Annotated in this window: 27 protein-coding genes; 4 read left to right on the forward strand and 23 right to left on the reverse strand. The window is 32.1% G+C overall.

The window, feature by feature from the left end:
• Nucleotides 1–122: 122 nt before the first annotated feature.
• The 8 genes from EYY60_RS06655 to EYY60_RS06690 form a co-directional block, all read right to left on the reverse strand.
• The gene (locus EYY60_RS06655; RefSeq protein WP_132988603.1) at nt 123–2,432 is read right to left on the reverse strand and encodes a type IA DNA topoisomerase; all 2,310 of its coding nucleotides are present in this window, start codon (nt 2,430–2,432) and stop codon (nt 123–125) included.
• A gap of 155 nt (nt 2,433–2,587) precedes the next feature.
• The gene (locus EYY60_RS06660) at nt 2,588–3,571 is read right to left on the reverse strand and encodes a toxin-antitoxin system YwqK family antitoxin (protein ID WP_132988604.1); all 984 of its coding nucleotides are present in this window, start codon (nt 3,569–3,571) and stop codon (nt 2,588–2,590) included.
• A 111-nt stretch (nt 3,572–3,682) separates the two neighbouring features.
• Nucleotides 3,683–4,486, reverse strand: a complete 804-nt coding sequence (locus EYY60_RS06665) for a helix-turn-helix domain-containing protein (protein ID WP_132988605.1) — start codon at nt 4,484–4,486, stop codon at nt 3,683–3,685.
• Between the two features lie 11 nt (nt 4,487–4,497).
• Nucleotides 4,498–5,145: an NAD-dependent epimerase/dehydratase family protein gene (locus tag EYY60_RS06670; RefSeq protein WP_132988606.1), complete on the reverse strand. Its 648-nt coding sequence runs from the start codon at nt 5,143–5,145 to the stop codon at nt 4,498–4,500.
• 4 nt (nt 5,146–5,149) lie between these two features.
• On the reverse strand, nt 5,150–6,193 hold the full coding sequence (locus EYY60_RS06675; protein WP_132988607.1) for an SDR family oxidoreductase: 1,044 nt from the start codon (nt 6,191–6,193) through the stop codon (nt 5,150–5,152).
• A gap of 136 nt (nt 6,194–6,329) precedes the next feature.
• A complete protein-coding gene (locus EYY60_RS06680; protein ID WP_132988608.1) occupies nt 6,330–6,824 on the reverse strand; it encodes an SRPBCC family protein in 495 nt (164 codons plus the stop codon).
• Nucleotides 6,825–6,851: 27 nt separating this feature from the next.
• Entirely contained in the window at nt 6,852–8,324 is a 1,473-nt protein-coding gene (locus EYY60_RS06685; RefSeq protein WP_132988609.1) for a hypothetical protein, read from the reverse strand.
• A 145-nt stretch (nt 8,325–8,469) separates the two neighbouring features.
• A complete protein-coding gene (locus tag EYY60_RS06690; RefSeq protein WP_132988610.1) occupies nt 8,470–8,988 on the reverse strand; it encodes a hypothetical protein in 519 nt (172 codons plus the stop codon).
• A gap of 605 nt (nt 8,989–9,593) precedes the next feature.
• Between EYY60_RS06690 and EYY60_RS06695 the strand changes: the two genes are divergently transcribed.
• On the forward strand, nt 9,594–9,971 hold the full coding sequence (locus EYY60_RS06695; RefSeq protein WP_132988611.1) for a GreA/GreB family elongation factor: 378 nt from the start codon (nt 9,594–9,596) through the stop codon (nt 9,969–9,971).
• A 112-nt stretch (nt 9,972–10,083) separates the two neighbouring features.
• On the opposite strand, the gene EYY60_RS06700 is transcribed toward EYY60_RS06695, so the two are convergent.
• Nucleotides 10,084–10,284 carry a YqaE/Pmp3 family membrane protein gene (locus EYY60_RS06700; RefSeq protein ID WP_132988612.1) on the reverse strand — a complete coding sequence of 67 codons (201 nt, stop codon included), beginning with the start codon at nt 10,282–10,284 and terminating at the stop codon, nt 10,084–10,086.
• A 220-nt stretch (nt 10,285–10,504) separates the two neighbouring features.
• Here EYY60_RS06700 and EYY60_RS06705 point away from each other — a divergent pair, with 220 nt between their 5' ends.
• A complete protein-coding gene (locus tag EYY60_RS06705; RefSeq protein WP_132988613.1) occupies nt 10,505–10,921 on the forward strand; it encodes a lipocalin family protein in 417 nt (138 codons plus the stop codon).
• Between the two features lie 380 nt (nt 10,922–11,301).
• On the opposite strand, the gene EYY60_RS06710 is transcribed toward EYY60_RS06705, so the two are convergent.
• From EYY60_RS06710 to EYY60_RS06745, 8 genes are all read right to left on the reverse strand, one after another.
• Nucleotides 11,302–11,637 carry a hypothetical protein gene (locus tag EYY60_RS06710; RefSeq protein WP_132988614.1) on the reverse strand — a complete coding sequence of 112 codons (336 nt, stop codon included), beginning with the start codon at nt 11,635–11,637 and terminating at the stop codon, nt 11,302–11,304.
• Between the two features lie 128 nt (nt 11,638–11,765).
• Nucleotides 11,766–12,581, reverse strand: a complete 816-nt coding sequence (locus tag EYY60_RS06715) for a DoxX family protein (protein WP_132988615.1) — start codon at nt 12,579–12,581, stop codon at nt 11,766–11,768.
• A 257-nt stretch (nt 12,582–12,838) separates the two neighbouring features.
• Complete coding sequence (locus EYY60_RS06720) at nt 12,839–14,011, reverse strand: IS3 family transposase (protein WP_132988639.1); 1,173 nt, start codon at nt 14,009–14,011, stop codon at nt 12,839–12,841.
• Between the two features lies 1 nt (nt 14,012).
• Complete coding sequence (locus tag EYY60_RS06725) at nt 14,013–15,128, reverse strand: IS3 family transposase (RefSeq protein WP_132988616.1); 1,116 nt, start codon at nt 15,126–15,128, stop codon at nt 14,013–14,015.
• Between the two features lie 472 nt (nt 15,129–15,600).
• Nucleotides 15,601–16,455 carry a hypothetical protein gene (locus EYY60_RS06730; RefSeq protein WP_132988617.1) on the reverse strand — a complete coding sequence of 285 codons (855 nt, stop codon included), beginning with the start codon at nt 16,453–16,455 and terminating at the stop codon, nt 15,601–15,603.
• Between the two features lie 23 nt (nt 16,456–16,478).
• Nucleotides 16,479–17,396: a hypothetical protein gene (locus EYY60_RS06735; protein ID WP_132988618.1), complete on the reverse strand. Its 918-nt coding sequence runs from the start codon at nt 17,394–17,396 to the stop codon at nt 16,479–16,481.
• A complete protein-coding gene (locus EYY60_RS06740) occupies nt 17,393–17,947 on the reverse strand; it encodes a DUF6932 family protein (protein ID WP_132988619.1) in 555 nt (184 codons plus the stop codon). The genes EYY60_RS06735 and EYY60_RS06740 overlap by 4 nt, the downstream gene beginning before the upstream one ends.
• A 21-nt stretch (nt 17,948–17,968) precedes the next feature.
• Nucleotides 17,969–18,250, reverse strand: a complete 282-nt coding sequence (locus EYY60_RS06745; protein ID WP_132988620.1) for a hypothetical protein — start codon at nt 18,248–18,250, stop codon at nt 17,969–17,971.
• A gap of 311 nt (nt 18,251–18,561) precedes the next feature.
• On the opposite strand from EYY60_RS06745, the gene prfA reads away from it, so the two are divergent.
• Together prfA and EYY60_RS06755 are read left to right on the forward strand one after the other, a co-directional pair.
• A complete protein-coding gene (prfA, locus tag EYY60_RS06750) occupies nt 18,562–19,638 on the forward strand; it encodes a peptide chain release factor 1 (RefSeq protein WP_119789747.1) in 1,077 nt (358 codons plus the stop codon).
• 517 nt (nt 19,639–20,155) lie between these two features.
• Complete coding sequence (locus tag EYY60_RS06755; protein ID WP_132988621.1) at nt 20,156–21,487, forward strand: DUF5723 family protein; 1,332 nt, start codon at nt 20,156–20,158, stop codon at nt 21,485–21,487.
• Between the two features lie 343 nt (nt 21,488–21,830).
• Here the strand turns inward: EYY60_RS06755 and EYY60_RS06760 are convergent, their stop codons facing one another.
• From EYY60_RS06760 to EYY60_RS06785, 6 genes are read right to left on the reverse strand one after another with little or no spacing between them, the layout of a single operon-like run.
• Complete coding sequence (locus EYY60_RS06760; RefSeq protein ID WP_132988622.1) at nt 21,831–22,208, reverse strand: hypothetical protein; 378 nt, start codon at nt 22,206–22,208, stop codon at nt 21,831–21,833.
• Nucleotides 22,209–22,240: 32 nt separating this feature from the next.
• Nucleotides 22,241–22,600, reverse strand: coding sequence for a hypothetical protein (locus EYY60_RS06765; protein ID WP_132988623.1), 360 nt, complete (start codon nt 22,598–22,600; stop codon nt 22,241–22,243).
• A gap of 38 nt (nt 22,601–22,638) precedes the next feature.
• Nucleotides 22,639–22,923: a YtxH domain-containing protein gene (locus tag EYY60_RS06770; protein ID WP_132988624.1), complete on the reverse strand. Its 285-nt coding sequence runs from the start codon at nt 22,921–22,923 to the stop codon at nt 22,639–22,641.
• 48 nt (nt 22,924–22,971) lie between these two features.
• Nucleotides 22,972–23,124, reverse strand: a complete 153-nt coding sequence (locus EYY60_RS06775; RefSeq protein WP_109192514.1) for a lmo0937 family membrane protein — start codon at nt 23,122–23,124, stop codon at nt 22,972–22,974.
• Nucleotides 23,125–23,158: 34 nt separating this feature from the next.
• Complete coding sequence (locus EYY60_RS06780; protein ID WP_132988625.1) at nt 23,159–23,803, reverse strand: porin family protein; 645 nt, start codon at nt 23,801–23,803, stop codon at nt 23,159–23,161.
• A gap of 36 nt (nt 23,804–23,839) precedes the next feature.
• Nucleotides 23,840–24,421, reverse strand: coding sequence for a DUF4142 domain-containing protein (locus EYY60_RS06785; protein WP_132988626.1), 582 nt, complete (start codon nt 24,419–24,421; stop codon nt 23,840–23,842).
• Nucleotides 24,422–24,508: the final 87 nt, after the last annotated feature.

The raw sequence follows: 24,508 nt of genomic DNA on the forward strand, positions 1-24,508 counted from the left end.
CCGATTTTTAGAGATTGATTTGAAAATAAGAATAATTTATGTCTCTCGCAGATTTGGCAGATTAAGCAGATTAAAATTTATTAATAGGTACTAAAAATCTTTTTAAATCTGTGCGAAATAACTTAAAAGCTTTCACTCAAAATAGAGTAAACTAACTCTTTAGTAGGTTTTTGATCTTTTAGTTTCGCTCTAACTTCGTCGAAAGTCACTTTGAAATCGCAACCCGATTTATATTCGGCGCAACCATACGCAGTTTTGCCTTTTAGGATGGTTCCTTTTTTGCATTTTGGACAAGTCAAAGAGTCTGAACTTTCTTTAGTTTCTGCTTTTTTCTCGGTTTTCTTTGGCTCTAATTTCAGTTTGTAGTTTTCTTCAAAACGAATTAGACCTTCAACCGTTCCAGAATCAGTTTTAAAACCTTTTATGTTTACGGTTGAACCTTTCTGAACCAATCTTAAATATTGAGCTTCAGTGATTTTTTTGTCATGAAAAACAAAAGGCAACACAAAATCACAACCCGATTTGTATTCACTGCATCCAAAAGCCGATTTTCCTTTAATCAGATTTCCTTTTTGGCATTTAGGACAAGTTTCGGCTGTAATTCCAGAAGTCTTCTTTTTCTCCTTTTCTGTTTTTGCGACAGGTTTTTGAATTGTTGCGGCATGCGAAATATTGGCGTGCTTGGTTTCGCTTCGAACTTCATAAACCAAAGCTTCAACCATTCTTTTCATGTTTCGGATAAAGGCAGCAGCGGTGAAAGTTCCTTTTTCGATATCTTTCAATTGTTTTTCCCAAGTTCCCGTAAGTTCAGCCGATTTTACTAATTCATTTTGAATCGTATCAATCAATTGAATTCCAGTTAAAGTAGGCAAAACCTGTTTTTTATTTCGGACAATATATTGACGTTTAAAAAGCGTTTCAATAATATTCGCACGCGTTGACGGACGCCCGATTCCGTTTTCTTTCATCAATTCACGCAAATCTTCGTCATCAACCTGTTTTCCAGCAGTTTCCATGGCGCGCAATAAAGTTGCTTCCGTAAATTGATTTGGCGGTTTGGTTTCTTTTTGAAGAAACGAAGGCTCATGCGGCCCTTTTTCGCCCACAACAAAACTCGGCAATAAATCTGGTTCTTTTTCTTTCGCATTTGGATCTTCAAAAACAACGCGGAAACCTTTTTTCAGGATTTCTTTTCCTGTTGCCTTAAACATTACTTCGGCTGCTTTTCCTATTACGGTGGTGTTGGCAACTAGACAATCATCATAAAAAACGGCAATAAAACGTTTTGTAATTATATCATAAACCTGCTGTTGATTGTATGGCAGATTATTTTGAATTCCGGTTGGAATAATTGCATGGTGATCGGTTACTTTTTTATCGTTGAAAACCTTTGGCGATTTCTTGATTTTTTTCTCTAAAATGGGCTGAGTCAATTCGGCATAATTCGTTAATTTTTGCAGAATTCCTGGCACTTTCGGATAAATATCTCCTGGCAAAAAAGTCGTATCAACTCTCGGATAAGTGATTACTTTTTGCTCATACAAAGTTTGTGCGATTTTCAGTGTTTCTTCTGCAGAAAATCCAAATTTTTGGTTGCAATAAACTTGCAATCCTGTTAAATCAAAAAGCTTCGGGGCATACTCGTTTCCGTTTTTTTTGTCAACAGAAACAATTTCGAAATCACTTTCTTTTACTTTTTCGGCTAGAATTTCTCCGTCTTCTTTGTTTAAAAAACGACCTTCTTCATAACTGAAAAGTGTTTCTCTATACAAGGTCTGCAATTCCCAATACGGTTGTGGTTTGAAGTTTTCAATTTCTCTAAAACGATCTACAACCATCGCCAGTGTTGGCGTCTGTACACGCCCGATAGACAAAACTTGTTTGTAACCGCCATGTTTTACGGTATACAAACGCGTTGCATTCATGCCTAAAAGCCAATCTCCAATCGCTCGAGAAAAACCGGCGTAAAATAAATTATCGTAATTTGAAGAGGGTTTTAAGTTTTCAAAACCTTCTTTGATCGCTTCTGTTGTCAAAGATGAAATCCATAAACGCTGAATTTCGCCTTTGTAATGCGCTTCGTTCATTACCCAGCGCTGAATTAATTCTCCTTCCTGTCCAGCATCCCCACAGTTTATGACCACTTCGGCTTTGTCGAAAAGACTTTTAATGATTTTGAATTGTTTTTGGATTCCCGAATTCTGAACGACTTTAGTCTCAAACTTTTCAGGAAGCATTGGCAAGTTATTTAAATCCCAGCTTTTCCAGTGCGGTTTGTAATCGTTGGGTTCTTTCAAGGTGCACAAATGCCCAAATGTGTAGGTCACTGCATAACCGTTGCCTTCGTAATAGCCATCGTGCTTGGTATTGGCACCCAAAACGGATGCAATTTCACGTGCGACACTTGGTTTCTCAGCAATACAGACCTTCATTTTTTCATTTCTTATTGGAGAGCGAAATTAGGGAATTTTTTTGGAAAGGGGCAAAGGTTCTAAGATACTAAGATTCTAAGCTTTTCTTTTGTATTGAAAAAAATGAATGCTCAGTTTTCTTGTTTTTTTATATAATTATTTAAACGATCTAAAAATTATTTCTGAATTTCGATCAATTCTCCATCGACATAAATATCTTTCTGAATAAATTTTCCTTTATCATCGTACCATTTCCAAACTCCCTCTTGCTTGTCATTTTTATAACTTCCTTCGACTTGAAGATTTCCATTATCATGATATTTAAATGCTTTTCCATTTTTCTTTCCTGAAATATAGTTTAGATCTGCTTGTAATTTGCCATTAGGATACCATTGTTTGCCATTTCCATCAATATTTCCGTCTTTTAGAAATTGGATGTTTTTTTTGTAGCCGTTATCATACCATCTTTCACTAAGCCCTTCGGGTTTGTCATTTTTCCAACTTGTTCGCTGTTCCAGTTTTCCATTTTCATAGTAGCTTTCAAATACGCCATTTTGCATTCCATTACTCCAATAAGAGATTTCTTTAACTAGACCATTTTCAAACCAATGTTTATTTTCTCCTTCTATTTTACCTTTGACATAGTTAGTGCTTGCAGACATTTGTCCGTCTTCAAAATACCATATTTTTTTGCCTGTTCCATCTTTAAGATCGTTCATCCATTCGATATTGCCATTGTTGTAATATCTAGTCCACTGATCTTTCATTTTATGATTTTTCACAATGCCTTTTTCAAAAACTTTCCCGTTTTGAAAATAGGAAACATAAAGTCCTTCATTTACATAATATTGAATGAATTTACCAGACTTGACGAGCGCATAATGAATGAGTTTTTCATTTTGATCGTACCAATAAATTGTATCGATATTTTTACCGTTTTTTAATTTTCCTTTTTCATAAATTGTGCCTTTGGAATAAAATGAAGTGTATTTTCCATCTTTCACTGTAGTTTGATCTTTCACAGGAATCCAAGACGCTTCACCAGTCTTAGAATCTACCCAATAAACCCAGTTTTCATTTCTTTTATTTGCATCATTTATGTCGGCGTTATTACAACTATAAATTAGAATTGAGAGTAATAGTAAAAGTTTTTGTTTCATAAAAAAATATGAGAAATTAAAAAGAAGATTTTTTAATATGCCACACAAAGATTGATTTTTTAGTTATCAAATAAAAAAGCACAGAAAAATATTTTCCTGCTTTAATAGATTCTAACTGTTGCTTTTTTTCTTTTCAATAAGCTGCGTTGGCGAATGTCCGAACATTTTTTTGAATGCAAACGAAAAATGAGAAAAATTCTCAAAGCCCAAATCGAGATAAATGTCAGATGGTCTCTGTTTTTTTTTATCAATTAGATGATACGCTTCTTCGAGTCGTTTTTGAACCAGCCAGTGACTAGGAGTGGCATTAAATGTTTTTTCGAAATCTCTTTTGAAAGCCGATAAACTGCGTCCTGTTAGATACGCAAAACGTTCTATGCTTACATTGAATTTGAAATTTCGAATCATAAAAGCTTCTAGATCTATTTTTTCGGGATTGCTAAAATCAAATAAAATATTGGCCAGTTCTGGATTCGCTTTTAATAATACAAGTAGTAACTCACTGCGTTTTACATTTAAAAACTGCTCGTCAATTGTGCCTTTTTCATTGAAGTATGGAGTAAGCGACTGAATAAAGTTTTTAGTTAATTCATTTTTGCTTAAAGCTATAATACCATTTGCAGGTTTTTCGTTTTCGACTTTGAATTGATATTTTTCATTAAATTCTCTTAAAAAATCCTGTTCAAACAAAACGTAGATTTTTTTAAATTCGCCATTATCAGGTTGTTTAGTATATTTTGTCAAATGATTTCTTCTGGCAATACCAAAATCTCCGGGTTTAATTTTATATTCCTTGTTTCCGTCATAAGCTAGCATTGAACCCGAAATAAGATACATAAAACAATGTTCAGGAACGAATTGCTCGTTATTAAGTGAAGGATTCACATAGCAGGCAGATATAGCAGTTTCTTTCATCTTCTGGAATTTTATTGTTTTGCCAATTGACTAATATCATCTACTTCCAAAATTTGTTTTGGATATCCTTTCAATACTGCATTGATCATTGCACGACCTACTTGTTGAAGTGTCAATGTCTTTTGAGGAAAAAATGGAGCAATTATTGGTGCCAGGATTTTGTAAACCCTTTTGACGTTAACTTGTCCTTTAGTTGCTTTCATTATTGCAGGGCGAAAATTATATTGATTTTTGCCATATAATTTCATAAGTGCATTTTCTGTTTTTCCTTTTACTCTTGCCCACATAACCTTTCCTATTTCAGAACTATCTGTTCTGTTTCCGGAAACAAAATTGAAAACGGTAGCAGGATTCAACTGGAATAGTTGCTTTGCAAAAGAAAGTGTAGTATCATAAGTAATGCGGGTAAACTCTTCTTCTTTTATGCCAATTGAACTAATACCAGCACAGTAAAAACAGGCATCATAGCCTTTTAATTGTTCTGAGAAATTTTCTAATTGCAAAAAGTTAGGAATAAGAAGTTCTTTTAATTTAGGATGATCGAGATTGTAATGCTTGCGATTTACGATCAAAACCTCTGTTACATTTTTGTTGGCTAAACACTCGAATAAAACACCTTCACCAACCATTCCTGTAGCTCCTGTTATGATTACTTTCATCTTTTTATTTTTTGATTAGACCTAATTTCAATAAACTTTCAGCTGTTGCCAAGATCGCTTCTTCATTTGAACGAGGAGACCAATTTAGTGTTTTTTTTGCTTTTTCTCCGCTTGCCTGCATGTATTGGCCAAGTAAAGTTACCAGCATTTTCAACGAAGGTTTTTTCAAAGCGCTTGCTTTTAAAACCCAATTAGGCAGCTCTTTTGTTGGAACTTTTTCAGCATTGGTGCCTAATTTATTTTTTAAAATTTTGGCAACATCAAGCATTGATAAAACATCTCCTGTAGTGGCTAAGAATCGTTCCCCTTTTGCTTTAGGATGTGTCATAGCGAGCAAATGTAAATCAGCAACGTCGCGCACATCAACATAGCAAGAACTGATTTTTGGACAAGCTTTGATATCACCGTCCAGCATTTGTTTGATCATTTGATGCGAATGCGAATAATCTGGCCCCAATAATGGTCCCATGACACCAACCGGATTTACTGCTGAAAGTTCAAGATCACCGCCTTCATTTTTTATAAATTCCCAAGCAGTTTGTTCTGCAATGGTTTTAGATTTTTGATAAGCATGAATATTACTGTCAATGTTTGTCCAGTCTTCTTCGGTATATGGGGTTTTGCGGTTTTTGTGCCCCATGCCGACAGCGCCGAAGGCAGAAGTTAGAACCACTCGTTTTACATTGGCATTTCTAGAAGCTTTCAGGACTCTTAAAACACCGTCTTTGGCGGGATTAATTAATTCGTCTTCATGAGTAAATTGAATCACCGGAGTAGGAGAGGCAACATGCAAGACAAATTCGCAACCGTGAACTGCTTCATCCCAATTTTTGTCGTTAGAGAGATCGGCTTCAATGAACGAAAGATTATCAAACATATTGATGCCACCAACTCTAAGCATTTGTTTTACTTCATCTTGCCTGTTTAACGAACGAAGGGTTGTTTTTACTGAATAACCTTCTTCAAGTAATTTTAAAATACAATGAACGGCTATAAAACCTGAACCGCCTGTAACCAAAACCGTTTTGCTTTTTTCTGAATTTGTCATTTTTTTAATTTTAATATTGCAAAGTTCAGTGTAAAAGTGACAAACTTGTTTTGTTATAAAGTCCAAACTTTATGTGTTTAAAAGTCCAGTTTTTAAATTGTCTTTTATTAGAAAATGTTTTATCGGTTTTTTGTATTTAATTATTAATCATCGGATTTAAATTTTCGTCTTTATTACGCAAATCCAATCCACCTTCATAAACCGATTTCAGATTGGTTAAATAAAAATGCCAACCGTTTGAACAGCCAAGTCTGATGTATTGTTTTGAATAATCATCTGTTGGAATATTATGATGACGGAGTTCCACTATCGTATAACTATTGGTTTCGCTCAATTTTATATCAACGAGACAATTTCCCTCAAATGTAAACTGCAAATAATCTTTTCCGTTTGCAGTAGTTATTTTTCCCAACATTGAATCTTTGTACAAATGCCAAAGCCACTCATAAGTAAAGCCTTCTGAAACATTTTGGTCTTTATCAATTGGTTTCTGATTATCATTAAAAAAAGAAACTTTTTCCAGAAACCATTTTTCTAGTTCATCTGCAATTGTCCAAGCATTGTAAATGTCACTTATTTTAGCTTTAATTGCTATTGTCTTTGTAAAGGATGTCCAGTCGAAGTTTTCCATGATTAAACTTTTTAGATTTTTTTAAGCTTATTCCGCAATTTTCAAATTTAGTTTTAGCTCTTTTATTGTTGTTTTTTTATCTCTGCTTATAATCGTAATTCCGTCCGAAAGCAAATCAGGATTTATAACCTTCATTTCATTTGTAAAAACGTTTTCAATAATTCGTTCATCAAGAACGGCATATTCTGCACCGTTTTTTTTAATTAGCTTCATTCCAGTAATGCCATAAGTATAAAATACTGATTTCCCATCTGTAAGATAGTTGGAGTTTTCAATTTGTCTTAAATTTTTCAAATCTAATTTTGAAGTTTCTACGGGACGATCATCAAAATAGAGCACATCTTTATATTGAATAAATTGATTTTTATAGATTTTTAGATGCTTATCATCAAAAGCTGTAGTAGTTTTTGTTTCAGAATGATAGAATAATGGTTTGCCGATTTTTGTTTTCTTTTTATTTGACAAAATGTAATTCTCGTTATTGATTACAGCAACTAAATCAAGTGATTCTTTAGGACCTCTTTTATTAAAAACAACTGAATTCTTTTCTTGTACAAAATACAGTGATCGAGGATATATTTTTTGCAGATTGCTTCCCGAAAACAGAGAAGGATATAAAAAGCCATAACTTCCTTTTTCATTTCGATCACCATGAGCATATCCATAATTTGAATTACTATACATGGTTTTGCCATCAGTAATTATTGATTGGCTATCATAAAAGGTAATTTCAATTAATTTTTTAATATCAATATCCAGCTTTGTTACTTCCTTGTCATCTATTGCAAAAACTTGATTGTTAAAAATGAAGTAGTTTTTTGAAATAATAGGAACTACGTTTTTTGCATCAATTATCTTTTCTGATTTGTAGCTATAATCTCTTTCATTATTTTTTTCATTTTTCTTGGCGTGTGCACCAAAAAAATAAAGACCGTTTTTGTCTGAATAATAATTTCCGGCTAAATGTTTTATCGAGTTTTCATCGATATTTATTTGCACAGGATTAAGTTTGAATGTTTCTATATCCAGAAAAAAGAGTTCTCCGCTTGCTGATTTATAAATAAAATCATTTACAGGTTTGTAGTCTGCAATATGAATTTGCGCTGATTGTACACGATAAGAAATGCGGTAAATATAATTGTCGTCTCTGCAGATAGTCCAAATATCATTGCTGAAAATCAACTTTAGTTTATCTAAGTTAAAGGGAAAAGGAAAATACTCTTTGAATAAAATGCTGTTTCCAAGTATCAATAAAGTGGTTTTTTCGTAATCGATTTTTGGGTCTTTGCTATACCTATAACCATCCCAAGTTTCTCCGCCAACCATTTCATAGGTTCGTACTTCCTTCAATTTTGGAATAAGCATATAATCTCCAATAATGAAATGCTTTATTGTATCTTCAGGATTGTTTTTAACAATGTCATCCTGTTTTTCATGCCCTTTGCAGGAAGTGAAAAAGAGTAATAAAGCAAGAAATGGTGCGAGTTTGTTTGGGTTCATTTGTAGGTTGTATAAATCGTGCGATTTGTTCTATTCGTAAATATAAAAAAAGCCACATAATTTTGTAGCTTTTGTTGTGATAATTTATGATGTGTTTTGCGCTTGCAGGCAAGGATAGCAAATTTGCGCTATCTGAGCTAAAACTTTACTGATCTACAATAGAAACAAGATAATCATCAGAAGCCGTAATTAATATATTATAGCTCGTTCTGGTAATATCATTCTCATTTTTTGAAGAAACAGTAATTTCTATTGTAAGTCCCTTGCCGAGATATAATTTGACAATTGAATCGTTTTGAACTTTAGATACCACAAAATCATACCCTAAAATTTTGAGTCTGTTTAAATAGGAATTGTATTTTTCTTGGTTTGAAAACTGTAGGTTCAACCTATTTGCTTTGCCCGTACCTGAATAGGCATAAGTCAAAAAACTTTCGGCACGATCGCTTTCATTGCTTTTATTGAAAGTAAATGTTGCGGTTCCCATTTCATTATATTGAGGTGCATTTGCCGAAAGAAATGTCCAGTTTTTTGGGGTCACAAATTCTTCAACTTCTGCTACATCACTTTTTCTCAAATCAATTAATTCGTCTATGGTCAGGTTTTGGCAATAAAAATTATTGGCGTACGAGAGCAACAGTACTAAAAAAATAAACTTTCTCATTTTCGTAGATTTAATTGTTTACATAAAAAAATTCAAAAAAGGGGCCAGCCTATTTTTTTCTGACAGAAGCACACAAAGAGTTGCAAACAGAAAATAATCAGAATACTATGAAAATAGTTTTCTGAGGTTCATAATTTTAGATTTGAGGATGATTTTTTTAATCCAGCAGGTAAGTTGTCAAGTTTGGGAGAGTGTAACTTGAAAGCATAAAGTTATTGATTTTTACTGATATAACTTGTAAGGTATTGAAAATAAATGTGTTTTTGTTGTTTTGTTTATCTGTAAGAAAAAGTATATATTTGTTGGGTGTAAAAATGATTTACAATAATGGAAACTGCAAATTTATACTTAGTAAACAGCTGTTTGATGTGCTTGATGTGCACCTTATTGTATTTGCATGACGACAAATTCTTAAAAAACTCAAAAGAGTTTATTTCTTTTGCCCTGTCGCAACTCTAGACAGGGGAAATCTTTTACGATTTAAATTAAGTATCAATCTTCATTTTTTATTCAGAATAGGATATCATTGAATGAATCGCTTTTGTGCGGCATTCAATGAAGAGTTGTGTCGTAGGTCTCGATGAAATGAAGCAAACAAGAAAGTCATGTCACAAAATATAATATTAACAACAGGAACATACGATTTAATTAAAGACCATATAAGAAGAAAAAAAGTAACGGTAGAAGAAGAAGAATTGTTATTAAACCAATTAAAAAAAGCTTCTCAGGTATTGCGAAAAGACTTGCCTCATGATATTGTTTCAATAAATAGAAGAGTTACTTACAAAGATCATAACAAGAATGAAGAAAAAACAATTCTTCTTGTGGGACCAGAAAAAGCAAAAGCAAGCAAAAATAAGATTTCGGTTCTTTCAGATGAAGGTATTGCTATGGTAGGATGCAAAGAAGGTAATATTATCGATTGGCCTACTAAAAAAGGGAATCTGAAACTTGAAATTTTAAAAGTAGAAGTCGAGGCTTAGTACGTTTCGTTTTCGGTTTAAGTTAAAATAAAACATCCCAATAAGAACTTGCTTTTTGGGATGTTTTTTTGCAGATAAAATTTGCATTTCCAGACAGGATATTTCAATTCGTTTACGATTTGGTTTTCATAGCTCTTATTAGCTTCTCATTGCGTTTATCAGCTCTTGCGTTTTGCAAAGAAATAACAGCCCAAATTGCCGCGGGAATCCAGCCAATTAAAGTGATTTGCAAGATCAAACAAATAATAGAAGTTAATATTCGTCCTCTCAAAAAGAAAGAAGCAAACGGAAAGAAAATTGCAATTAGTGTCATAATCTTGATTTATATAAGTTGTTTTCAAGTCTCGCAACGTTGCAGACTAAATTAAACTCTATTTTTGGATTTGGCAAAATTATTTAAAATTGGCATCATTTTATTTATAGGTTAATTCTTTCAATAAGAGTAAAATTATGTAAATGATTCCAGAAATTGTAAAACATTTCTTTAAAACTTTGGGCATAATTTAGCAGTATAAATTTTAAAGAAATCAAACATGAAAACTAAAAGAATATTATTCGGGATATTATTAAGTATTGGAGTATTTGCAACATCGTGCAGCAGTGACGATAACGAAGGAGAAACAATAATTCCGATACAAGGGAAATACAATCTAAGCCAACAAGGTACGATTATAGATGGAAAAGAGGTATTGACTGATGCACCGCAAAACGCAGCGGGCTGTAATAGAGATTATTTAGATTTAAGATTGAGCAATACTGCAGTTATTGGTGATTATAGCGGTTCTAACTGTAGCTTGGTAGAAACTACAGGCGTTTACGCGAGATCGCATAATGATTTGACTATTACGGTTGGTAATGTAAGTTCAACAAGCGATATCATGAATCTTACCAACAAAGAGTTGAAATTAAAGGATAAAACTACTGGTGTAATTACGGTTTATACAAGATAATACGAACCCACAAAGATTGCTTTGTGATTACTGTAAAAGAACAAAAGCTACAAGTTTACTTGTAGCTTTTCTTTTTATGATTTGTTTTGTGTCTTATAGTTGTGGGCACGGATTGCAAATCAGCACTATCGGGAAACATATTCTTTGACATTGTTTCGCAATCCTGAAAGTTTTTGGGATTGTAAAATTTTTGATCCAGAACTCTGTGAAAGTTGAACAAACTTCTCTTTTAATCTGAATTTAAAAGATAGTATTGTATCCAAGTAGATTTCCGATTGAGAGACCAGTAAAAATTAAACCAGCAATGGTTAGCATAATTAGACCAAAGCCGTTGGAATTATCTTTTAAAATGAATTTTTCAGGACTCTTTGAATGGTAAATTATTTTACGGTTTTATTTATATTTTCTCTGTGAGATCGAAATTGGTCTAAATTTGATGAGGTATAAAAAAAAGGTTTTCCTGTAATTTTTTTTTCTTCAGCAATTTGAAACTCAATAATTGGTGTTTTATACTTTTCTTCGCCTGATTCATAAGATACAATTTCTCCTCTAATTTCTATGCCGTTTTTACTAATATCATTCAAGTATAAAACAGTGTAAACAACATAAATTAAAAAAACCGTTCCCAGCATTAAAAAGCAAATCACAGGTTTATAAAACATAAAGAAAACAAAAATCACAGCATATAGTATTTGATAATTTTTATTAAAATTCATTGAGTCAGAATGTTTTATTTTGAATTGATTTTTTTTTTAATATGAGAAACTTTCACATCGAACAATCCTAAAAGCTGTCCAGATGTTATTAAGAACACTTCTTGAAATTTTATTTTGCAATATTACTATTAAAGTTGTTTTTTACAATCATTTGTGAATGCGATTACCAATGCAATTCCACAAAAAAGCAAGCATACAAATGCACGTACAATTTCGTTTCCGCTACCTGCTGACGGATTTGCAATGGCATCCGGAATATGAAAGAATAGGAAAAACAGCAAAAGTGTCAAGGCTAAAAGAAGCGAAATAGGTTTTAAAAGTATTTTGAAAATAATAGATATTCCAGAAACGACAAGAGCTACGCCAAAAAAATACGTCCAAAACATAGGTGCTGGCAACCATTTTGGAACCATGGTAGCGATAAAGTTGGCAAAAGCAAAATGACTCAAGCCAAATATGATGATCAAAATGGAATAAAAAACACACCCACACGGAATAAGTTTTTCTAATACTGAGGTGAAATTCTTTTCGTCTCCAGCAGAATTATTTTCTGTAAATGAGCCAGCCATTACAAACGCTCCACCGCTATAAGTTAAGGCTTCGATAGCATTTATCCAAACCTGAAAATCTGGAGTTTTTTCTGCGCTGAGCATTATCATATAAGGCAAATGAGAAACGAGGACCGAAATAAGAAAACCAAAACCCAAATAAAGACAAACTTTTTTGGTGTCAATGAATTTAATTTTAAATACTCCAGAAATGATAATTCCTGCCAATATCAAAATGATTCCGACAAGAATAGGGAAAATGCTATTTTGATGCGCCCAAGCAGGAAATGGTGCTAAAATTTCGGATCGAAAATCTTTGAGAATAAGTTGATGAATCCCTAAAGCAACAACGCCGATACTAAAAAAAATACGGCCAATTTTAATAAGTTCTTTCATTAGTGGTTTGGTTAGAAAAAATTATTAATGATTAGATTTTGGCAATGATCAAATATATAAATTAATTTTTAAGATGTTGATTTAGTGTTTGTTTCGTTTTTATGATAAAAAATATTTGTTGTGAAAAATCTTTTTTGAAGCTACGCAAACGTCTCTGACTTTGCGCTAATTTATAAAATGATTTGTTTAAAATAGAAATTTATCAAAGTCTGTTACTGCGCTATCGGGTTGGACTTCTCACAGCAATGACTTTGCAGTTAAGTTATATTTTTCATCTTCCCAAATTCTTCAATTGTTTTAAAATTCAAAGCTGAGTGTATTCTTTCCTTGTTATACCAATTTTCTATGAATTCGAAAATTTCGATTTCCATCTGTTCTTTTCCAAGAAGTTTATTTCTATATACCATCTCAGTTTTTAATCGACTGAAAAAACTTTCAGCAATAGAATTATCCCAGAAATTTCCTTTACGACTCATACTTCTAGTAACTAATTTATTAGAATCTAATATTTTTGTAAAGTTTCTATTTGCATACTGAAGTCCTCTATCTGAGTGAAATATTAGTTCATTTATAATTTCCCTATTATTAATCGCCATTTTCCAAGCTGGTATAGTAGTTTGTTCAGTAGTCAGACTATTACTTAGTTTCCATCCAATTATTTTTCGGTCGAATAAATCCAAAATAATTGTGAGGTATAAAAATCCATCTTTTATTCTTATATAAGTAATATCTGAAACCCAAACTCTAGAAGGTTCGTTTACAGTAAATTTTCTATTTAAAACATTATCAGCAACAAAATTATTATGATTTGAATTAGTAGTTATTTTCTTTTTTTTATTCCGTTTGCAGCGCAAACCTAATTGATTCATGTATCTTGTAACTGCGGAACTTGATGTTTTATATCCACGGTTTTGGAGTTCTCTTAAAATTTTAGAACGCCCATATCGTTGTTTAGATTCAAAAAAGATAGAGGTAATTTCTTTTTTTAATAAAGTTATTCGATGTTGGGTTTCTGAAATAAATTGGTTTTTCCATTTGTAATATGTCAATGTACCTACTCCTAAAACTTTACACATTTTTTCAATAGTGTATACTTTTTCATTTATTTTTATAAAATTAAAAGTCATTGATTTTCCTTGTAAAAGATATTTACTTCCATTTTTTAAGATTTCAAATCTTAATTCTGATTGTTTAACTTTTTTTTTAAGCTCACGGATTTTTTGTTCTTCAATACTTAATCTTAATTTACCATTGCCTCGTCCACAAAAACCTGACGATCCAAATTTTTGATACTCTTTTCGCCATCTATACAACAATGGGCAAGATATTTCAAATTCTATTGCAACTTGTTTCGCAGAGCCTCTTTCATAACTTAAAAGAACAGCCTGTTCTTTGAAAATTCGATTATAGATTTCTATTTTTCCCATCATTTCAAAGTAAAATACAATCTTTTTCATTATTCCAAGTTTCGATGTATTCAAATATTTTGCCTCGCATTTCATTTTTAGTCAAGCGTTTATTTCTGCATGCAAATTCCTTTTTTAATTGATTGAAAAAATCACGAGCAATAGCATTGTCCAAATAGTCACCTTGATTGCTCATACTTCTGGTTATAGACGTATGAGAATTTAATATTTTTGTAAAACTTCTACTAGCATATTGAGCTCCTCTTGTTGAATGAAATATTAATTTGTTTGTAATTTCCCTATTACTAACAGCCATTTCCCAAGCAACTAAAACAGTTTCTTTAGCAGTCAACCCGTCGCCTAGGCTCCAACCAATTATTTTATGATCAAACAAATCCAAAATAATTGTTATATATAAATATCCTTTTGTGGTTTTTATATAAGTAATGGCTGAAATCCAAACTTTAGATGGTTGCGTTGCTATGTATTTTTCATCTAATATATTAGGGGCGTAAACATTAAATTCCGAATTAATTTGTACTTTATTTTTTTTTATCACCATGCTACGCAAACCTAATTGTCGCATGTATTTCGCTACTCTTGTACATTCTATTTTATAGCCTCTTTTTTGGAGTTCTTTAGTAATTCGTGGACTTCCATATCGTTCTTTGAATTCAAAAAATATCGATGTTATTTCTTGCTTGATTAAAATTATGCGTATTTCAGTTTTGGGAATAATTTGTTTTTTCCATCGATAATATGTAATATGACTCACTCCTAAAGCTTTGCACATATTGTTGATTGAGTATATTTTTTTATTGCTGTCTATAAATTGATAAAGTGATAATCGGTCTTGAAAAAGATATTTATTTCCTTTTTTTAAGATTTCGAATTTCAATTCTAATTCTTTAAGTTTTTTTTCAAGTTTGTGAATTTGTTCTTGTTCAGGATTTAATTTTAATTTACCTGTTCCAGGAAAACTTGCATTTCCAAATTTTTGATACTCTTTTCTCCAACTAAACAATAATGAGCGTGTTATTTTTAGTTCTTTTTCAACTCGTGAAACATTCCCCCTTTCATAACTTAATTGAATTGCCTTCTCTTTGAAAATAGGGTCGTATATTTTTAGTTTTTCTTTCACCTATTAAAGTTAAGGTTTTATTTGTCTTATTGTATTATAAATGAACCCTTAATGTACTTTTTTAGTTTTTGCCATTCTATATTTTTGATAAAAAAAATGGAAAGTGTAAGAAGTTATATTGATTTTAAAAATGTAGCGAAACTAGTTCAAATAGAAAACCAAAGAAAAAAGATGCTTTGGGAACGAAAAAGCAAAAAGCTATTAATAGCTATAATAGTTCTTTTTCTAATGATTATACTTTTTATAGAATAAACCTCCTGCCTGAGCGAGCGTCTAAATAGCACTCATAATTTTTGAAGTTGGTTACTTTCAAAAGCTTGACGTTCGCATTAGTAGGGGAATTGCCTACAATAATTGTTTTATTCTCTGTGTAAAATAAAAAACAAAAGCTACATGATATTGTAGCTTTTGTTTTTATGATTTGTATTGTGTTATATTGTTGCGGCACGGATTACAAATCCGCGCTAACGGGTTAAGGAACAGGAAAAATTATTCGCCAATTTGAATCTGGGTTAAAGATTTCATCTAGATTTGAATCGTCTTCGGGATACCAAGCACCAAAAAAATCTTCCACCATTCCTTCAGTCATTGTTAAATGTAAGCTAAAAGGTCTTTTTTGTTTCCTTGTTATGTAGTCTAACCTATACCCATCCTCTTTATCAATAAATTTAAAATTTTTCTCGCCATAACTATAACCAATACTTAAAATTTTCCAATCTAAATCGAAATCAGTTTTTACATTTTTTGAGATCGCATTTTCTAGTACCTTACTTTGGAGTTGAGCAATTTCACATAGTAATCTGCAAATTTCAATTGCGTCGTTTAATGAAAGATGCTTGTTGTTTAATCCATTAGCTGGAAATTTATATGAGAAAATTTCTCTGTATTCTCTAGCCCAGTCAATAAAAGCTTTTATGTTGTTACCTTTTTCTTTGTTATATTTAGAAACGATATCTCCTAAAATATTAATAGTTTTTTGATGAGTCATAATAAACAGTTCTTCATTGTTCCAATCACTAAAAGGAGAAGTTAGTATAACTGCTCTAGAACAATTTAACAATGAATAGTAAATCAAATAGGGTTCAACAATTCTAAGATTTTTTTCATTTGCAAACTCTAAGGAATTTAGCAATACACTTGAAGATAGAATCATTTTAATAGCTATGTAATCTCGCACGACCCACTGAGTATTCAATTGATCATTCCAATTTTTTGATAATTTTGAAAATTCTTTTTTTAGACTTTCTAAATTTTTTGTGACTTCGGCATCACTAAATTCGGCATCGATATTATTGTATTCAAAATAATCGTCTAAAATTTCTCTCATTGTAAATTCGCGCTAACGGGGTGTTATTTTAGATCTAAAATTTCTAATAATTCATAGCTTATTTTTTCTTTTCCTGATGTAAAAATAGTCTTGTAAAAGTTTAAATGAATTATACATGATTTATTAAGAAACTTCTTGTCGTATTCAAGAATTTGTTCTTCATTTAAGTCTGGGCTTATAATCCCAGTTATAGTTTTTCCGTCTTCAGTAGTAATTTCAAATTTGCCACTATCGAGTAAAAAACCTCGTAATACACCATTAATAAAAATATCTTCATTATCACTTTCTGTTAGGTTTACTCTTTTAAAACCATTATGAATTTGTTCTTCTGATATATTTATGCCATATGAACCTGATTCAATTTTTAGAATAGAATTTTCTTCATCAATTTGTTTTAGAAAAGTTTTTAAGTTAGCCAAATTTCTTTTAGGCGTATTTTCAATAGCTTCTTCAAAGGCTTCATCGCTCGTAGTAGTGGCTGAAATAAGTTCCATGACTTGATTAATTGCTATTGCGACATCATTTTCATCAAATAAATTATCAAACTCTAACTTAGATAGTTCTACGCCAAAAGATCCAGTAGGTAAGGCTGTTAAATATAAGTCAGAGAATTTACTTTTTTTTATTCTGCCTCTTTTACCAACATCTCCAAATCTAACTAAAGCAGTTTGTGTTTTGATTAATTCCTGTATTGGGTTTATAGTTTTGCTGACAAATTTAGATTTAATTCCAATAGAACCTTTAACAGCACTTCCACTAAATAGAAGTCTTAGTCTAGGTTCTATTGAGTTTTTAGGATATTTTTCTAATTTATTTTTCAATAAATTTAACTTTTCCCGAATACTTTTTGACATAAGTGGATGGTCACCCACTAATTCTAAGATCTTTTCAGTATCAAGAATCTGAGCTTTTATTTTTTCTATTTCAACAAATAAACTCATAAAACTATCTTTTTTAGATATTCATATGACTCTTCGTCTATATGGGGAGTATTTAATTCTAAACGTAATATACCTTTCCATATCCCTAAACGATTATGAGTGAATAATTGAATCCAATATCTTGTAAGTTCAACGGTTACGTCTGGACTATAACAATAATCAACAGGATAATGATCTAATTTATAATTAAGTTTTGCAGTTTGTGAATCACCAAATTCTATAAACTCTTTCAGGATTATTTCTTGATGCTCAATACTTATTCCACCAAAGAAAGTTACTAAATCTAAATCATTTGGAGGTCGGTTTTCTCGATTTTCTACATCTTCTGTAAAACTGCCATCCAACCACTGAAATCCTTGTGTGATACCAAAATCATTCATTTTTTTTCTAAAAGATAATAATCCTTTTAAAATTTCAATGCGATTTTGCGAGGTAACAAAAGTTTGACAAAGTTCCAAAGTTGTACAGCAATAAGGGCTTAGATGTTCCTTACTTGTAGGATTTCCAAGATGGGGAGGAATGACAAAATTATGATCAAATTTAGGTATCACTTAAAAATATTTTCTAAAAAATTAGTTTATCGAAATATCATTATTTTTCAAAAAAAGTAAAAAAGTTTCTTTTGATTCGATTGGTATAAACCAGATATTTTCTTTATTTGATATTAACTCTTTCATTTCGTGAGTCAAAGTGTTATAAAAATTTTCTTTATGCAAAACACAATTAAATTTTACATATTCATAGCAGTTAAATAAATTTTGAATTTCATCTGACTCTTTAAATTCCTGAATTAAGGATAATAAAAATGTATTTCTTTTTTCTTTAATTTTCTGTTGTATAGTTTTTTCTTTCATACGGTTTGAATTGTTACTTTAATGGATTTTAAATGTAACTTGCTATTTTTTAATAGTATTACGGAAAACCGTAAATCTATAAATAAATACTTTGTTATAAAATCATTTGAAGTAGAATTTTATTTTTATATTAAGTTATTCCAGATGTAAAAACAAACATCGGATTTAATTTAAATTTACCACCAAGTAAAAACCCCTGTTTTTCAAAAACAAAAACCACTAAATTCCTTCTCAAATTCCTCAAAAAATAACCACTAGAATAATCCACAAATATTTCGTAATTTTGCCGTCCAAATAAAAGGAATTAGAAAATGTTAGATAGACTTCAATATGTAAAGCAGCGTTTTGATGAGATTTCGGATTTGATTATTCAGCCGGATGTTATTTCTGATCAAAAACGTTACAAGCAGCTTAACCAAGAATATAAAGGGATTAAAGCGCTGGTTGAAAAGAGAGAAGAATACATCATAGTTTTAGCAAATATTGACGAAGCAAACGAAATTATTGCAGACGGAAGCGATGCCGAAATGGTAGAAATGGCTAAAATGCAATTAGATGAAGCAAAAGAGCGTTTGCCAGAATTGGAGGAGGAAATCAAATTCATGCTGATTCCTAAAGATCCTGAAGATGCTAAAAACGTTATGGTGGAGATCCGCGCCGGAACGGGTGGGGACGAAGCGAGTATTTTTGCAGGTGACTTGTTCAGAATGTATACGAAATATTGCGAATCTATGGGATGGAGATCATCTGTAGTAGATATGAACGAAGGAACTTCTGGAGGTTTCAAAGAGGTTATTTTTGAGGTTACTGGAGAAGATGTATACGGAACTTTGAAGTTTGAAGCGGGTGTTCACCGTGTACAGCGTGTGCCACAGACAGAAACGCAAGGACGTGTACATACATCAGCAGCAACGGTTATGGTTTTGCCAGAAGCTGAGGAGTTTGATGTTCAGGTAGATATGAATGATGTTCGTGTCGATTTCTTCTGTTCGTCAGGACCTGGAGGACAATCGGTAAATACAACGAAATCGGCTGTACGTTTAACGCACATTCCAACCGGATTGGTGGCGCAATGTCAGGATGAGAAATCACAACACAAGAATAAAGATAAAGCTTTAATGGTATTACGTTCTCGTTTGTACGAAATGGAATTGGCCAAAAAGCAGGAAGAAGATGCTAAAAAACGTAGTTCTCAAGTAAGTTCTGGAGACCGTTCGGCAAAAATCCGTACGTACAACTACGCGCAAGGGCGTGTAACCGATCACCGTATTGGTTTAACGCTTTACGATTTAGGAAACATCATGAACGGTGATATCCAGAAAATCGTTTCTGAGCTTCAGTTGGTAAACAATATGGAGAAATTGAAGGAAGCTTCTGAGGTGTACTAATCGTACACAGGTTCAAAGTGACATAGTGACAAAGGTTCAAAGGTTTTTTCCTAGGAATCTATAAATATTGGAAAGCCGAACTTTGTTCGGCTTTTTTAGTTTAAAATAGGCAATAAAAATTAGTAGACAAAAATACTAAACCTTTGAACCTTTGTCACTATGTTTCTTTGCAACTTTTAAAAAAAAATGCAAGAACCTTCCTAGATTTTTAAATTTTCAATTTTTTTCTTCGAGAAGTTGTTAAATTTGTGAGATTAAATTGTTAATAAGTATGAAGTGGATTTTTTTGACTAAGTATTTTAAATTAAGAGCATTACTACAATATGTTTTAATAAAGTAAGATTAGTAATATTTTTAATAAAACTTAGTGTCTTAGCATCTTAGTGTCTTAGCATCTTTAAAAAAAACTTCCCTAATCGATTAGATTATGGAAGTTTTTTTTTGTCCTTTTTTTGTTAATATTTGTGTGCTTTTTCAAAAAAAGGCACAAACCAACCAACCCGTTTAAAAATAATCTATGAAGAGAACTTTACTTTTATTATGCTTCTTTGGAAGCTTTTTTTATGCACGATCGCAATCGTATTTTGGATTCAGGGATGATAATTATGCTGGAATTCAGGGCGTTTTGTTTAATCCGTCGGCTATTGTAGATTCGAAATACAAATCGGATGTCACGATTTTTGCAGCAAGCGCAACAGGTCAGAATGATTTGTACGGATTAAATTTTGCCGAGGTTTTTGACGGAAATTACGATATCCAAACTGATGCCAGCAAAAACATCAAAACAAACAATCGTGGAAATTTGAATCTCGATCTTATGGGGCCGTCATTTACGCTGAATATTACGCCGGTTCATAGTATTGCGCTTTATTCGCGTGTGCGCAGTATTACAAGCCTTGTCGATGTAAACGGCCAGTTGATTGATGAGGTGAGCAAAGATCTGGATGTTTCGAATAGTTTCCTGATTAAGGGCGGAAATCCAAATGGCGTGACTAATTCCTGGGCAGAAATTGGTGCGAGCTACGCTACAGTTTTAATGGACCATGACGATCATTTTATTAAAGGCGGTTTGACAGTCAAATATTTGATGGCGGGAGTAAATGGCTATATCAATGGAAATGATTTGAGCGTAGCTTTTGTTAAAAACAATGCCAATCCAGAGCAAAGCCAATATTTGTCAACCGGAACTTTGAGAACTTCAGCGAGCTATGATTATCAAAACGGAAATGATCCTAAGTTTGATGGCTCATCGGCAGGCGTGGGATTGGATTTGGGATTTACATATGAATACCGCACAAATTGCCATACGTGTATCGGGAATCGATACAAATTCAAAGTGGCAGCTTCGGTAACAGATATCGGAAAAATCAATTATAAAAATATTGTTGAAAACACTTATAATCTTGCAGGGAGCGTTTCGCAGGCTGATATTGACAATGCAGAAAATATTTTCGAATTCTTTGATACGCATTATACAAAAGTTTCATCAAAAACGGGCGTGAAAGCGAATTTGCCAACAGCGGTTCACACGAATTTTGATTGGAATATTGATAATAAATTCTACCTGAATTTAAGTACAGATTTCAGCTTGGTTGATGCCAAAAAAGTAAACGGAACAGCAATCGCAAATTCGGTTACTTTTACGCCGAGATATGAAACCAGACAATTCAGTTTTTACGTTCCGGTAACTTACATGGAATTTAGCGGCACACAAATTGGAACTGGTTTTAGAGCAGGACCGTTGTTTGTGGGTTCAGGTTCTTTGATCTCAAATTTGTTTTCGAATACGTCTAAAGCTTGTAATTTATACGTAGGCTTGAAATTACCGATTTATCAAAATTATAATTAAGAGGTTCAAAGGTACAAAGGGGCAAAGGTTCAAAGGTTTCTTGCGTATAAATAAAACCTTTGTGCCTTTGCATCTCTGTCTCTTTGAACCTAAAAGGAGGACTAAAACTTAAAAAGTTTTAGTCCTCCTTTTATTAAAAAATATAGTGTGTATTAACCGTTTAATCGTTTGATTTAAAAGAAAATTATTCGATTAGAAAAAACGTATAAGCGTGTTAGATACCGAGAAATACTCTTGTGTATTCAAAACATTTATATAGGTTAGAGTACATGTAAACTCCATTTTTTATTACAATTTCGCTTAACTTTTCCATAATACTAAATTTAAGTTAGACAAATTACTCCTATGATGGTTCGTATTGTGATGAGGCTTCTTGCGAAGTTTCATCTGAAGATTCGTGATGAGGTTTCGAAACCAAATTGGTTACAACCAATTGAACGATTGAGCCCAAAATTCCTTTAAACATAGAATCGCCTTTTCCGACAATAAATCTTTTGGCTAAATATCCAATTCCGATACTGATTGCCGATTGTGCAACGTGGCTTTTGAAACCAACTGTTTCGTTGATTTCTTCCACCGTATTCCGAATCAAGTTTATAGGTTTTAAGTTCTCTTTGATATCGTCAATTTCATCTTTTATGGAGCACCACTCGGCGTCCTGACGATCTTCTAACAACTTTATTCTCTGATTTAATTCATCAATAGTGTAAATAGGCTCCATAACAGTCTTTTTTAGTTATCAATAGTTTTAAATCAGTTTTGTTTTTCTTTTAAAATACTCGAAATGATGGTATTGCCAATTGGAGTTTTTATCAATGAATGATGCGTTTTATGAATCACAATGGCAACGATTAAATAAAATAGCGCCATGATAAAAAAGCCGTAGTAATACTCTCCAAGTTGTTTTCCTACCCATAAACTGATCCCGATATTAAGGAACAGGGTAAAAAATGCAACAACAACGCCGACCGCTATCTTTGATGTTAAGGTTGACACCACATCTGCGACAGAACATACCGTTTTGAGTTTAAGTAATTCCAAACTCGTTTTAGTATAGTTTTCCGCTTTTTCATAAAGATTTAGGTTCTCGTTTGTTGTTGCATTTGGTTCCATGATATAAGGTATTTAGGGTTTAAAAATCTCACTTTTGATTAATAGTTTGATTTTACAGTTTTTGCCTCGTCTTTAATGGTATTGAAATCTTCTTTAACTTGGTTAAATTTAGATTTTCCTTCGTCCATAATTTCTTTTCCGTTTGATTTGATTGTGCTTACAATTCCGTCAAACTTTGCTTTCATGTTATCTCCGTAATCTTTCGATTTATCTTTGATTTTTCGTCTTGTTTCCGAACCTTTATCTGGTGCAAACAATACTCCTAATAATGCTCCTGCTGCTGCAGCTCCAACAATTCCTAAAATGGTGTTACTTGCTTTCATAATATTTGATTTTAATGATTAATATATAATTGTGTAATATGATTTGTTTTAAATTTCCCTGCCTTTGATTAATCTAAGCAATACAGCAATAATGGCAATCACCAATAAAATGTGAATGATACTTCCAAAGCTGTAAACAAAGAAACCAAGTGCCCAAAGAATAACCAGTATAACTGCGATTGTATATAATAAATTTGACATGGTTTTTATATTTATAGGTTAATTAAAATGTTTTCTAGTTTAGTTTATACGATAGGTATAAAGACAAATTGCTGTTTTTTGCATCAGGAATCGTAAAGGTGGTTCCTGCAATTGTTCTTTCTTTTCCAATCGTTGTTAATCCATAATTGTATCGTAATCCAATACTGATCGGACTAAAATCAACTCCAATACCAGCTGATAAACCAGCATCAAATCGGTTTAAGTCATCAGTGTCGATTTCTTCGTCAAAGTTGAAATCGCCGTCTCCAGAAACTTTAGAACCTACTAGATAAGATGCATATCCTCCGGCATGAATATTAAAGTTTTTGGTAACGTTTACACGAACTAATAAAGGAACTTCTATATAATTCAGTTTAAATTTTCCTGTTCCGCTTGCAAAAGCGTTGTTGTATTCTAATTCGGCGCCTTTTGTTGTATAGATAATTTCAGGCTGGATCGCGATAAAATCTGAGATTGGCAAAGTTGCATAAACACCGGCATTGAAACCGTATAAAATATTTTCGTCGTCAGCATTATTGTTATATAAGTTTGACATGTTGAATCCTCCTTTAACACCAAACTCGGTGGTTACATTTTCGTCGTTTTGGGCTTGAAGCATTCCAAATGAAGCTGAGAAAAATAAGGCTAAGGCGCATAAAAAATTGATTTGCATTTTCATAGTAAAAAAATTAGTTAATAATAGATTGTAAGGCGTTTAAATAAATTCTGTTTTAAGTCTTTCGGTTTCTCTCAAAAGCTGATACTGTTCTGGCAAATATTGAAGCACTAATTTTAAAATGGTTTCGTCATTCGTTTCTGTCGAAATATTTTCAAACAATTTAATTTGTTCTGATAATGACTCCGATATTGAATTCAGATAAATTCGGTCAAAAGTGTTTTCATTTGTATCAATCAATTCAAATAAATCTCTTTTATGGCTCACATTTATGTCAGTAATGATGACTAGTTTTTTGTTTGCCATTTCAGCTATTTTTTGAAGCAATTGATTTTGATTGTCTTCAATTTTTTTGCTCAGATCCTGTATCGGATTTTCTGAATGTTTTTGTGCAAATTGACTTTTTGAAATAAGAGCATTGCTTACATTTGCTACCGCAATAAAAAAGGATGTTTCTGCTAAATCCTGATCATTTTGCTGTTTGTTGATTTGGTTAAAAGTCTCATTTTTAAAGACGTTTGCTTTTTGATGTTCTTTCTTTCCGCATGCTGAAAAAAATAGTATTGTCAATAAGAAAACGACTTTTAAAATAGCTGCTTTTATTTTGGGCTTTGCTTTCATTATTACTTCATAAAGTATTACATTACAAAGGTGCTAACGAATAAGAAGTTTTGCCTTACAGCATAAAAAAGAAACGTTATATAATTC

Origin of the sequence: Flavobacterium zhairuonense (assembly GCF_004352915.1) — a bacterium.
Lineage (GTDB): Bacteria > Bacteroidota > Bacteroidia > Flavobacteriales > Flavobacteriaceae > Flavobacterium > Flavobacterium zhairuonense.